Source organism: Escherichia sp. 10290, from assembly GCF_030295155.1.
Classification (GTDB): Bacteria; Pseudomonadota; Gammaproteobacteria; order Enterobacterales; family Enterobacteriaceae; genus Escherichia; species Escherichia coli_F.
The window spans coordinates 735,305-747,804 of sequence record NZ_AP025741.1; the positions used below are offsets into that span (position 1 = coordinate 735,305).

Here is a 12,500-nt window from a genome sequence, read left to right on the forward strand (position 1 = left end):
ATAACGATCTTCTTTCTTTAGCACGCTTTTTAGCAATTAATCTTGATGGAATTCTGACGAGAGCGAAAGTGGTAAGTCAGGTCGTACCCGACTTACCTGGAGGGGATTTAATACTCGAGAATGCCGTGTGCGACGGGCAAATAGCGCAGAGAGAAATAGAGCGTGTCTTTACCGCAAGAGGAACGTTTCGCTAACAGCGAGGCGATCTCAGCATCCGGTTTCGGTTTCGCTGTAAAGGTTTTGCCTTTACCGGCGACAAACAGTTCATAAACAATGCCGCTTGCTGGGGCGGAGCTTTGGCAATCGGCGCTGGCCTGTAGATAACGTTCACGCTGTTCAGCGGTGAGTTTATCAACGCCGCTGCCATCCTGTACCCAGACATTAACGCCGGTTGCTTTAACGTGTTCCAGCAGTTGGCGATAGCCATCGGGCGACATATTTCCGGCGAAAAAACTACTGATATAAACCGGTTTTGCCGAAACATCGCTAATCAACCGCTGCGCGTTGTTTAACCATGTTAGCAAAGGCTGACGGGCGGCTTCGCTGCGCCAGTTCAGGTCGTCAATTTCCGCGCTGATGTACCAGCCATCCGGCGTTACGCCAGGCGCAGCGCTCCATAATCTGGCTTGCTGGAGATCGGCTGCCAGCAGGCGATTAAGATAGCTTTCCAGCGCCGCGGATGATTGTTTCTGATGCAGAAAAAATTCCGGATCGGCGTTCAGTCCGACAATCAGCTTCAGGCCAGCCTGTTGCGCAGCTGCGGCACGCTTAAACAATAATGCGCGCTGTTCTGGCTGGGTGAATGCATCGCCGTAACGGGTCCATTGCAAAACCAGGGTATCGAAGCCTTGCAAACGTAACTGACTCATCAGCCCCTGCCACTGGGTATCGGTAACCTGACTATCACGGTTTTGTGGTTGCCAGATAATACCTTTCATCGCAAAGGAAAAAGGGCTGACCAAAAGCAGTGTCAGCAATACGAAAATGAACTTACGCATTTACCAGTGCACTCCAATGGTGAGAAACGCGTTGTTGCGCTCTCCGTTACGTTGATTAATCGCCTTAAAGGTATGTTGATATTCGACGCCGAGACTGACTTTGTGCGGCCAGGCGTCGTAGTGCGTCTCGCCGGTCCAGATATTCCAGCGGACCCCGACACCGCCAAGCTGCGCGCCCTGAGTGCCTTTATCACGATAACCGTTGTCCTGAACGTGAGCGTAAGGCTCAATAGTCTGTCCGTTCGCCACCTTCTGATGCCAGCTTAAGCGATAATCTGCCGTCCACGCCTGAATATCCTGGCGGACATATTGCGCCGCATCGAGGTACAGGTTTTGGGCAAACCAGCCTGAACCGTTCGGGTGCCATTCGTCGCTGTATTTGCCGCCATTAAAGAATGAGGCGCTGGCGCGCAGCATGGTATCGGATGCGCCATTTTGCCCGTTCAGCGGCAACTGCTGTTCGACGGCGAGGAAAAAGATCTGATCGCGCAGCGGCTTCCAGCGCAGACCGGTGCCGGACATCGGATTTTTCACCGGCATCATCACCCCGTTTTCTCCGGTATCGGCAAATACACGGCTGTAAACCGAGAGCAGGTCGCCTTCCAGCAGCATATTGCGTCCGATGCGGTACTCGGCTTCCAGTTGCCCGTAGCTACGATAGCTTTTCCCTGGCGCTGCGCCGCCGACATTATTGTTAGCGGTACTCATTGCGCCGGAACGCAAGCCGATAGAAGAATCGAAACTGAACGTCCAGCGGCGACCGACCTCCTCATGCAGACGGCGGAAATTGAAGCGTTGCTGATTTTGCTCTGGGGTCAGTGGGGTTATCAGCGCCTGATTATCAATGTCATCAATCACCAGCCGGGCGTAGTGCTGCGTCGCAGGCATATCATCCAGACGCTGGTTCACGTAGGCCAGTTGTCGGATAAGTGCCGGATCGTCCGGTAGCCCTTTATGCGCCTGTTCGAGCATTTCCCGCGACTGTGCGATATCACCGCTATCCCACAAGGCGTAACCGAGCGCTGCCTGGGTGTTGCTATTATTCGGTTCCAGTTCCAGAGCGGCGCGCAAATCACTCACCGCCGCCGGGACATTATGACGTTGGCGATAAATTGTCGCCCGCGCAACGTAAGCGTTGGCAGAAGGCGCAATATTGATTGAGCGCGTGAGATCGTTCAGTGCGAGTTCCGGCTGACCAGGAATGTAACGTTGCGCATGCAGCCACCAGTAGAGGGCATTGTTTCCCAGCCCACGTTGTTCTGCCTGCTGAAGCCAGCGATCGCGAGCCGCACCATTTCCTGCCGCCTGGGCGGTATTGGCAGCAGCAAGCAGATCCTCATTGCTCATGTCGTGAAGACTGATTTTCTGCCAGGCCGCCAGTGCGGTGGCGTAATCCTCAACCTGATACGCCTGATAGGCTACCGCACGATGTTGCCAGGCGTTCGGTTGCCGTTGTTCGGCCTGAAGCCATGCATACAACGCCACACCGGGTAGCGTGTCCCGATAACACTTTGCCAGACGGTTCCAGGCGGCGGCATCGTAGGAAGGCGACATATCGCCCAGCAAGCGAACTATTGCCGGGCAATTATCTGCAATACCCGGCAACTGACTTTGCCACTGACGTTGCTCCGCCAGCGGTAAGGGTTTCGATAAAATCGCCACCTTCGCCGGAGTTGCCAGGTAAGGATGACTTTCCAGCAGAGACGCCAGTCGCGCCATTAAAGTCTGGCTGACACGCGCATCGCCCTGGAAAGGATAGCGTTGCAGCAATAAATCGGCAGCTTCGCGTGACTGCTCGTTCTGCATCAGTTGCCAGGTCAGTTGATCCAGGCGGGTAAGATTTGCCGGTTCTTGCTGATACAGCAATCGTGCCAGACGCAGAGCTTCAGCCTTGTTATGAGTCGCCACGCTAACGGTATAACGCTCCTCAAGCATTTCATTGGCGGGGAGGGTGGCAAGCAGTTTTTGCGCTGCGTCGTACTGACCTTCTTTTAACAGCACCGGTAGCGTCGCGCCAACAACATACTGGCGGTTATCGGCAAACTGTACCGTATAATTCGCCAACGCCTGAACGGGGTTGGCGCTGTATTTAGATAACAGATAGAGCCAACTTTTCTCTTGTGCGTCCGTGGTAAACAGCGGCTTATTTTCAGCGAGATAACGCTGAAGGCGTGCTTTTTCGCCACGATAAGCCAGCGCGGTCGCGTAAGTAATGTACGACTGTGGATCGGTGAAGATCCCCTCTGATTGCAGCGCCAGGATCCGATCATCCAGCTGGCCTGCGAGCAGAACATCAAACCACTGACGGCGCTCAGCTGCGTTTAATGTATTTTGTTGCCGTGATTCACTGAACAACGTTTCTGCCAGCGACCACTGCTTGAGGTAGATTGCCCGTTGCAGCAGATCGGTTCGCAGCGTTTTTCCTTCCGGCGATGCAGCAAACGTCGCATCGTTCAGTTGCGCTCTGGCGACAGGTAATTGTGCCAGCCGCAGGGCATTCTGCCCGACTTCACTGCGACAACGCAGGGTCGGCGCAGCGTCGCACGCTTTTTGCTGGGCAAGCAGTTCTTCAACAGTCGTAACGCTTTTCACTTCAACTGGAATAGCCGCCAGACTGCGCTCAAGTCGGGCATCTCCTGGGTGACGTTTCAGTTGATCCTCAAGCAACAGCCGCGCCCGGTCATCATGACCAAAATGGCGATAGGCTTCCGCAAGGTATAAAGTCAGCGGAATATTATCCGGCACCTGCTGGTGTATATATTCAAATTCGCGGATGGCGGTTGCTTCGTCGTTATTTTTCTGTGCCTTCAGCGCCTTATCGAGACGGGGATAAATAACAAAATGGCGATAATCGCTCAGCCCCAGCTCTTCTGCGCTGGTGCCGATATTGTCTGCGAGTGCGCTGGTACTCAATAAAGACGTCAGCAGTAAACCAGACCATCCGATGACGCGATTAAGGTTATTCTCCTTCATTTTCGGACTCCAGTTGCGCAACCTGTTCTGTGTTTAAACCTGCTTTGAGTAATAGTGATTGCATCGAAACTTGTAATTCGCGTTGAATTGTCAGGACGCGATCCAACGTTTCCTGGCTGATAACGCCTTCGGTGACCAAAAACTTGCCGAGCGGCAGAGAACTGCGTTCATGGCGCAATAACAACACGTTAATTGCTGAACGATTAATATGACCGAGCGTGGTCAGTATTTCGGCGAACAGGAACTGATGCGGCACATATTGCCGCCAGATTTCACCGGCCTGCTGTTCCGTGAGCCACTGATGCTGAACCGCATTGTACAACATTGCCCGCGGATCGTGACCGCGTCGGCGTGCATACCAGTGACGTAACCCCGTGACAATTTGTCCACGCAGAACAATGACGTAACGCACTTTGCGTCCGACTTTACGCGTCAGGGCTGCCAGCGAAACCGGGTCAATACCATCTTCACTGCCGACAATTAACTCATCATTTTCCAGACGCAGCGGTAGCACCGCATAATGCAGCGCCACGGAGGCCGGCATCGCGGCAATCAGCGAAGAAGGGATCTGCCAGGCATCGATGGACTCCCACGCCACGCCGTTTTGCTCTGCTAGCGCCTGTGCCAGCTGCTCGGCGCTAATCAGCCCCTGCATCAGCATTGAACCGCCCAGGCGTAGACCTTCGACGCGATTACGCAGTGCTGTATCGAGTTGTTCTTCAGTGATGACCTGATTTTCCAGCAGGATTTGACCTAACGGACGCAACGAGCGGGTATCGCCAGTCACGCTGGGGAAGTCATGCGTTGTTTTATCCCACGCGACACGACGTGGATCGCCGTGTTGAAGTACCTGTTTTAACGCGCGCCAGTTGGCCATGAAGTTAATCAGGTTGCCCCAGAAAAGACGCAGGACAGATAACAGCCCCTGCGTCAGGCCATAGTAGCCAGTGACGAAAATCACCCGCTGTACGATACGGTTAACCATCAGGCCAAAGTTTAGCCACAGCAGGGTCATTAACCATGCGCTGCCGCTAAAAATAGAAAGGAAATGCCAGGCATCGGGCCAGAAACTTTCATACGCCAGCAACAGCAAAAGCTGGATCATCACCAGCATCGCGAGGAAGCTGACAAAGTTACTGATTGCCCCTTTGCGGTCACGCCAGAGAAAGTAGTTGAGTGTCAGGCTGGAGGTCCATTTATGGGTTTTAAAGCCCTGGAAAACAATGCCGATAATCCAGCGAGACTTTTGCCGAACCGCCGTTGAAAAGGTATCGGGGAAATATTCGCGCACGCAGATCATGTTTGATGTCCGCGCGTGCTGTAAAAATTTACGCTGCTCGCGTTCTTTGGCTTCGTCCACCACCGGAAAACGGACAAAAATTTCCGTCATACCTTTTTCTTTCAGGCGGAAACCAATGTCGTAATCTTCAGTCAGACTCTGCACGTCGAAAGCGATACCGTCACCGTCAGCTAACAGTGCAGTCACGGCGCGGCGGCTGAAACAGGTGCCGACGCCTGCGCTGGGCACTTGTCCGGCGAGGGCTTCACGCACCGGAACATCTTTGCCATGCAGTTCTGAAAACTCATCAATGTAAGTCATGCTGGTGAAGTGCGTCCATTCGCGTTCGAATGGGTATACCGGGATCTGAATCAGATCTTTACGCTCGACCAGATAGTTGAACAGACGCAATTCCATCGGTGAAATTACGTCTTCGGCGTCATGCAGAATAAAACCAGCAAAAGCGAAATTGGCGCTACGCTCAAACTGGGTGATGGCGTCCAGCACATTGTTCAGGCAGTCGGCTTTACTGGTGGGGCCAGGACGCGCGCAGACTACCTTATGCACGTTTGGGAAGCGAGCGCACACTTCGTCAACATCACGCTGAGTATCTGGGTCGTTGGGGTAGGTGCCAACAAAGATATGATAGTTTTCATAGTCGAGCGTGGTCGCCGCCAGCTCGGCCATATTGCCGATGACGCCCGTTTCATTCCACGCCGGAACCATAATCGCTAACGGTTTTTCATCTGGTTTATACAGTTCGCGGTAACTCATTCGCGGGTAGCGGCGATAAACACTCAACTTGCGTTTAATGCGGCGTACCCAGTAGACGACATCAATAAAAAAATCGTCCAGCCCGCTGATGAACATGATGACCGCTAACGTTATCGCGATTACTTTTAAGCCGTAGAGCCAGGTTGCAAAAACATCAAGAAGCCAGTCCACACAAAAACCTTACATTAACGCTGGTTATGTTTAGGGTGGCGTATATTAAAGTTTTTTATGAATTGTGACAGCTTTTTATCATTAATAGGTAGGATTATTGCGGCACGTTATTTTTACACTGGTTATAAAAGTTGCCGATTGTGTAGAATGTAGACAAAAGCGCGGAGGTGAAGGTCATAGTGAGGAGGATAGGCGGCAACCGATCAGGTCATCATGTTGTGGAAGTGCCTGGAGGAGGTGAGCAGGGGAGAACATTTTCCCCGTGCTGAACAAAAAGACGGCGTTGCTGTGGGTACAGGAAGGCTAACTTCATTTCTCTTTAGATTAATTAAGTTTAATATTCAACCAGGAAATAAAGAACGTTAAAATAACAAATGCTTTATAAATAAGCAACTTTGCTTGTGTTTTTGTCATGATGGTGATCTTTTATGCAAGGGGGAATTATTGGAATTCAAATGTTTTATATTCCTCTGTAATCATCTTTAAACTTAACATAGCCATGTCTCGAGTATCCTCATCATCAGAATGTAGAGAAATATTTAATCCTTTAATTAAGATGTTATCCGGGAAAGCCATTGCCAATAATGTACACCAATATCGGACGCTTTTTATTGTCAGAGGATTTTCCAGTATGCTGGCTATATTGGATACTACAATATTTTCATCACATTTAAACAAAAAATCTTCAACCAACTGATATACTCCTAAGCCATCACCTTCCCCAAAGGATTGTAAAAATAATGGGATAGCCTCTTCAGCAGGATTTGCACAAAAATAAAGTCTTACGTCGTCATATTTATTGATAAGTTCCTGTGTGATGTCATAATCATTAGGCATAGGGTGATTTAGAGCAAGGAATGCTAATGCTTCTTTTTTAGTCATATTCATCGTGGTTAATATTGTTTGCTGAAAACTATGAAATAAATGGCTCATATACAGAATTGAATAGGAAGTCTTGTTTCCATATTACTTTATCATAAAAAAGAGATTTGGCTTGATGCGTATAGAAAATATGAGGGTGAATAGTTTCTCCACCATAAATTTTATTCTTTCCCGTTACACCGGAAAATTCATTGGTTTTAATCTGTCGTTTAAGCCAGTTAATGGCTTTGCATAAACATATTAATTTATTCTCAGAATCAGTAGTGTTAATTTCAGTAAGTTGTAACATCTTTGCCCCGTTATGCTCAACTAAATGCCCCGGTTTTATTTCAATCCAACCACAACAACGATCAATGCTACTAAACTTTATTTTTCTATTGTTAGATTTAATGCTGGGCATAAGATAAATTCGATATGCTACAACAGGGATTTTTTTCTGTTAAAATATTTAGTTGTTGAGAGTATTCATCTTGTAGCGCAAACCAAATCGAATGTAATTGATACTTTGAGGCTATAATAGCGAGCCAATCAGACAGCTCTTCATTCGTGCAAAAAACATTTATCCTTGCAGTTGCCATTCGTAATCCTTTGTATATGAGAATTTTATCCGTATCTTATGTCTTAATCCTGCCCTAATACTTTATTATTCATAAAATTAATTTCGCTGCATTCCACGACAATCGCCAGCGTGAGGGGAAATTACTTGATTATAAATTATTACTTATAATTTCTCCATTTCCTGCCAACTCTAAAAAAACATCGAATGAAATTGCTATTTGTTTTACTTCAGCTATATCCAGGTCACCAAAATTTACGGAAGATATTCTGGTGTGTTCTGGATTACGATAATCCAGTAAAAAACATATCGGCCCACCATCAGAACCAAAAGCCATGAACTGTTCACCTAGATAATGATTGATTAAATAACCATCATTTAATTCCTTGATTTCGTCTAATGGCCACAAGGAAATGTAAATATTGTGAAATTTACCTGCTCCACCGTTAGACCACAGAAAAAACTCTTTCATATCTTCTGGAAAACGATGCGTGAAATTGGACTCTAACAACATCATATCTTTTTCTGACAAAGAATCATATTTTGTCCAAAATGGTTTTATCTGTTCTATGATTTTTTCCACTTTATAGTACTCATGATTCGTTAAAATATTAACAGGATTTTCACCCATACGATTAATATACGATATTTTAATCTCAAGAATATATTTGGATGGTGAAGTTATCTGGGGTATACATTCACACTATATATATTATCCGAAGGCAGTTGCGCTACCGCCATACCCTGATAAAACTCACCATCTGCACGAAACGGATTTTACGCTTTTTCTCGTGACGAAATAGCTAATTCTCAATTCAATTAACATCCACTGCATTATCTGACCAATCACTCCCTCTCCGGTAGCCCGATAACAAACCTTGTCCCCCGCGCATCTGACGTTACCGCAACCGTGCCTTTATGCGCGACAACAATTGATTTCACTATCGCCAGACCAATACCGCTACCTTCACCTTTTCGCTGGCGGGAAGGATCAACGCGGTAGAAACGGTCAAACAAACGCGGTAAGTGCTCGGGCGCAATGGGCGTACCGGGGTTTTCGACGGTAACTTGCACCTGGTGATCGACCGTTTGACAGCGCACTACAATTGCCTCTCCGGGCGGCGTATAACGCAGGGCGTTAGAAAGCAGGTTGCTTAGCGCCCGACGCAGCATCAGCGGATCGCCCGCAACCTGACATTTGTCGCCAACAAACCGTAGTGCTACGCCGCGATCTTCCGCTAACGCCTCGAAAAAATCGAACACTTTACCAACTTCATCCGCCAGGTTGAGCATTTTCTTTTCGGGGATTAACTGGTTGTTATCGGCCTGAGCGAGAAACAGCATATCGCTGACCATTTTCGCCATTCGCGTCAGCTCTTCGAGATTAGAGTAGAGCACATCTTCCAGCTCCTTCTGGCTGCGCGACTGGCTGAGGGCGATTTCCGTTTGCGTTATGAGATTCGTAATCGGCGTGCGAATTTCGTGGGCGATATCCGCACAGAAATTGGACTGGCGGGTAAAGACATCCTCGATACGCTCGATCATATGGTTGAACGACAGCACCAGTTGTTCCAGTTCAATGGGCACGGTCTGTGGATCGAGGCGAACGTCGAGATCTTTCGAGGTAATGTTCTGGATTTGACGGCTGACGCTGCGAATTGGCGCGTGGCCTTTATGTACCGCCAACAGCACGATAAAGACGATCAGGATGCTGATGATCGATGCGGTCATAATAAGTTTATTCATCAAATCATTAATGTAATGAAGATGAAAATCAATAGACAGCGCGATGTAGAGCGTATAAATCGGTTTGCCGTCCACCAGCGGGCCAACCGGCAAGTTAATCATCCGCCAGTTGCTGTGTTCCATATGCCCGTGACCGTGGCCTGGCATCATCATTGTCGGGCCGGAAAGGAGATACACCTCGCCGCCCCGAGCGTCTTTATCGGGTATGGCATCACGTGCAAACTCGCGGATATCCGGCGCGCCGGGGGAGTGATACACCGTTTTACCGTGGCTATCTGCCAGAGAAATCAACACATTGGAATAACCACTGACAATATCTTCCAGCGTCATTAAGCGTCGGGCTTGCGTTTCGTCAGGGTGATTAAGTACCCGTTCAAGTGTGGCGCTAATCTCTTTTAAATCATTAATATCCTGCTCGGCAAAATGCACTTTTACTGAGTGGATCATGATCCATGCAAAGGCGAAAAACGCCGCGATGGTGGCCAGGCTAATAAAAAAGGTCAGGCGGGTTGCCAGCGAAAACGGGCGCTGAAACGGCTTACTGACCATCCGGCACCTCAAGCATGTAACCCACGCCGCGCACGGTTTGAATCAGCTTCGGCTCAAAGTCGTTGTCGATTTTGCCGCGCAGCCGCTTCACCGCCACATCAATGGCGTTAGTGTCGCTGTCGAAATTCATGTCCCACACCTGCGAGGCGATAAGCGAGCGGGGCAGCACTTCGCCCTGATGGCGAAGGAAAAACTCCAGCAGAGTAAACTCTTTACTGGTCAAAGTGATGCGCGTGCCGCTGCGGGTGACTTTGCGGCTGACCAGATCAACCATTAAATCGGCAACCTGAAACTGACTTTCGATAATCACCGCCGCCCCGCGACGCAGTAGAGTGCGCACCCGCGCCAGCAGTTCAGCAAAAGCGAACGGCTTCACCAGATAGTCATCCGCTCCCAGCTCCAGCCCCTTGACGCGATGTTCAATGGTGCCAAGCGCGGTAAGCAACAGAATCGGCATCCCTTTATTGGCGGAACGCAACATACGCACGATATCCCAGCCGTTCACGTCCGGCAGCATAATATCTAGGATTATCAGGTCATAATCACCTGTCATCGCCAGATGGTATCCATTCAGCCCGTTATCGGCCAAATCAACCACAAAACCGGCCTCGGTTAACCCTTTGGTTAAGTATTCGCCGGTTTTCTTTTCATCTTCGACAATCAACAGTTTCATATTTCCTCCGCATGTTGCCCGGGCAATTCTAGAGTAGCGGGATCAGATGGCAATCGCTTATTGGCAAAATGACAATTTTGTCATTTTCCTGTCACCGGAAAATCAGAGCCTGGCGAGTAAAGTTGGCGGCATAAAATCACCAGAAATTATGAGCCTATGTCTCCTTGTAAACTTCTGCCATTTTGTGTGGCCCTTGCGCTAACCGGTTGTTCACTGGCACCGGAATATCAGCGTCCGGCAATGCCCGTGCCGCAGCAGTTCTCACTCAGCCAGAACGGCCTGGTTAACGCGGTAGATAACTACCAGAACGCGGGCTGGCGCACCTTTTTTGTTGATAATCAGGTGAAGACGCTGATTAGCGAGGCGCTGGTGAATAATCGGGATTTGCGCATGGCGACGCTGAAAGTGCAGGAGGCACGGGCGCAATATCGTCTGACCGATGCCGACCGCTACCCGCAGCTCAATGGCGAGGGTAGCGGCAGCTGGAGCGGCAATCTTAAAGGCGATTCAGCCACGACGCGGGAGTTCTCGACTGGCCTTAACGCCAGCTTTGATCTCGATTTTTTCGGTCGCTTAAAGAACATGAGCGAAGCCGAGCGACAAAATTATTTAGCCACTGAGGAAGCTCAGCGTGCGGTGCATATTCTGCTGGTTTCTAATGTCGCGCAAAGCTATTTCAATCAGCAGCTGGCTTATGCGCAATTACAAATAGCAGAAGAAACGCTGCGTAATTATCAGCAGTCATATGCGTTTGTTGAAAAACAACTGTTGACCGGTAGCAGCAATGTTCTGGCGCTGGAACAGGCTCGCGGGGTGATAGAAAGTACCCGCAGTGATATCGCTAAACGTCAGGGGGAACTGGCGCAGGCGAATAATGCATTGCAACTGTTATTGGGAAACTACGGCAAGCTGCCGCAAGCGCAGACAGTAAACAGCGACAGCCTGCAAAGCGTTAAATTACCGGCGGGCTTGTCGTCGCAAATCTTATTGCAGCGCCCGGATATTATGGAAGCTGAACACGCGTTAATGGCGGCTAATGCCAATATTGGTGCTGCGCGTGCGGCATTTTTCCCGTCTATAAGCCTGACCAGTGGAATATCAACCGCCAGCAGCGATCTGTCATCATTATTTAACGCCAGCAGCGGGATGTGGAATTTTATTCCCAAAATTGAGATCCCCATTTTTAATGCCGGACGCAACCAGGCCAATCTGGATATCGCCGAAATTCGCCAGCAGCAGTCGGTGGTGAATTATGAACAGAAAATTCAGAACGCCTTTAAAGAAGTGGCAGATGCGCTTGCATTACGTCAAAGCCTGAACGATCAAATCAGCGCCCAGCAGCGTTATCTGGCGTCGCTGCAAATTACTTTGCAACGGGCGCGGGCATTATATCAGCACGGCGCGGTAAGTTATCTGGAAGTGCTGGATGCCGAGCGTTCCTTATTTGCAACCCGACAAACTTTACTCGACCTGAATTATGCCCGTCAGGTTAACGAAGTTTCCTTATATACCGCCCTGGGTGGCGGTTGGCAGCAATAATTTTTAACTCCAGGAGAGAATAAATGAAAAAAGCACTGCAAGTTGCAATGTTCAGTCTGTTTACTGTTATTGGCTTTAATGCTCAGGCTAACGAACATCATCATGAAACCATGAGCGAAGCACAACCACAGGTTATTAGCGCCACCGGTGTGGTAAAAGGTGTTGATCTGGAAAGCAAAAAAATCACCATCCACCACGATCCGATTGCCGCAGTGAACTGGCCGGAGATGACCATGCGCTTTACCATCACCCCGCAGACGAAAATGAGTGAAATTAAAACTGGCGACAAAGTAGCGTTTAATTTTGTCCAGCAGGGCAACCTTTCTTTATTACAGGATATTAAAGTCAGCCAGTAACCCA

At 49.2% G+C, this 12,500-nt stretch carries 10 protein-coding genes; 2 read left to right on the top strand and 8 right to left on the bottom strand.

Annotated elements, in window-relative coordinates:
• Window positions 1-107: 107 nt before the first annotated feature.
• From QUE74_RS03500 to cusR, 8 genes are all read right to left on the bottom strand, one after another.
• Entirely contained in the window at window positions 108-998 is an 891-nt protein-coding gene (locus QUE74_RS03500; RefSeq protein WP_001224561.1) for a DUF4434 family protein, read from the bottom strand.
• On the bottom strand, window positions 999-3,971 hold the full coding sequence (nfrA, locus tag QUE74_RS03505) for a bacteriophage adsorption protein NfrA (protein WP_001354835.1): 2,973 nt from the start codon (window positions 3,969-3,971) through the stop codon (window positions 999-1,001).
• Window positions 3,958-6,195 carry a cyclic di-3',5'-guanylate-activated glycosyltransferase NfrB gene (gene nfrB / locus QUE74_RS03510; RefSeq protein WP_000383913.1) on the bottom strand — a complete coding sequence of 746 codons (2,238 nt, stop codon included), beginning with the start codon at window positions 6,193-6,195 and terminating at the stop codon, window positions 3,958-3,960. Before nfrB ends, nfrA begins: the two co-directional genes overlap by 14 nt.
• Window positions 6,196-6,636: 441 nt before the next feature.
• Window positions 6,637-7,077 (bottom strand): hypothetical protein, encoded by a 441-nt coding sequence (locus QUE74_RS03515; protein ID WP_032193927.1) that lies wholly within the window; start codon window positions 7,075-7,077, stop codon window positions 6,637-6,639.
• Window positions 7,078-7,108: 31 nt separating this feature from the next.
• On the bottom strand, window positions 7,109-7,477 hold the full coding sequence (locus QUE74_RS03520) for a hypothetical protein (RefSeq protein WP_001139243.1): 369 nt from the start codon (window positions 7,475-7,477) through the stop codon (window positions 7,109-7,111).
• A gap of 307 nt (window positions 7,478-7,784) precedes the next feature.
• Window positions 7,785-8,216, bottom strand: a complete 432-nt coding sequence (locus QUE74_RS03525; protein ID WP_237710163.1) for an SMI1/KNR4 family protein — start codon at window positions 8,214-8,216, stop codon at window positions 7,785-7,787.
• A 263-nt stretch (window positions 8,217-8,479) separates the two neighbouring features.
• Entirely contained in the window at window positions 8,480-9,928 is a 1,449-nt protein-coding gene (gene cusS / locus QUE74_RS03530; protein ID WP_000253809.1) for a Cu(+)/Ag(+) sensor histidine kinase CusS, read from the bottom strand.
• Window positions 9,918-10,601, bottom strand: a complete 684-nt coding sequence (cusR, locus tag QUE74_RS03535) for a copper response regulator transcription factor CusR (protein ID WP_000770953.1) — start codon at window positions 10,599-10,601, stop codon at window positions 9,918-9,920. The genes cusS and cusR overlap by 11 nt, the downstream gene beginning before the upstream one ends.
• A 156-nt stretch (window positions 10,602-10,757) precedes the next feature.
• Between cusR and cusC the strand changes: the two genes are divergently transcribed.
• Window positions 10,758-12,140: a Cu(+)/Ag(+) efflux RND transporter outer membrane channel CusC gene (gene cusC / locus QUE74_RS03540; RefSeq protein WP_000074270.1), complete on the top strand. Its 1,383-nt coding sequence runs from the start codon at window positions 10,758-10,760 to the stop codon at window positions 12,138-12,140.
• A gap of 23 nt (window positions 12,141-12,163) precedes the next feature.
• Window positions 12,164-12,496 carry a Cu(+)/Ag(+) efflux RND transporter periplasmic metallochaperone CusF gene (gene cusF / locus QUE74_RS03545; RefSeq protein WP_000709873.1) on the top strand — a complete coding sequence of 111 codons (333 nt, stop codon included), beginning with the start codon at window positions 12,164-12,166 and terminating at the stop codon, window positions 12,494-12,496.
• Window positions 12,497-12,500 lie beyond the last annotated feature (4 nt).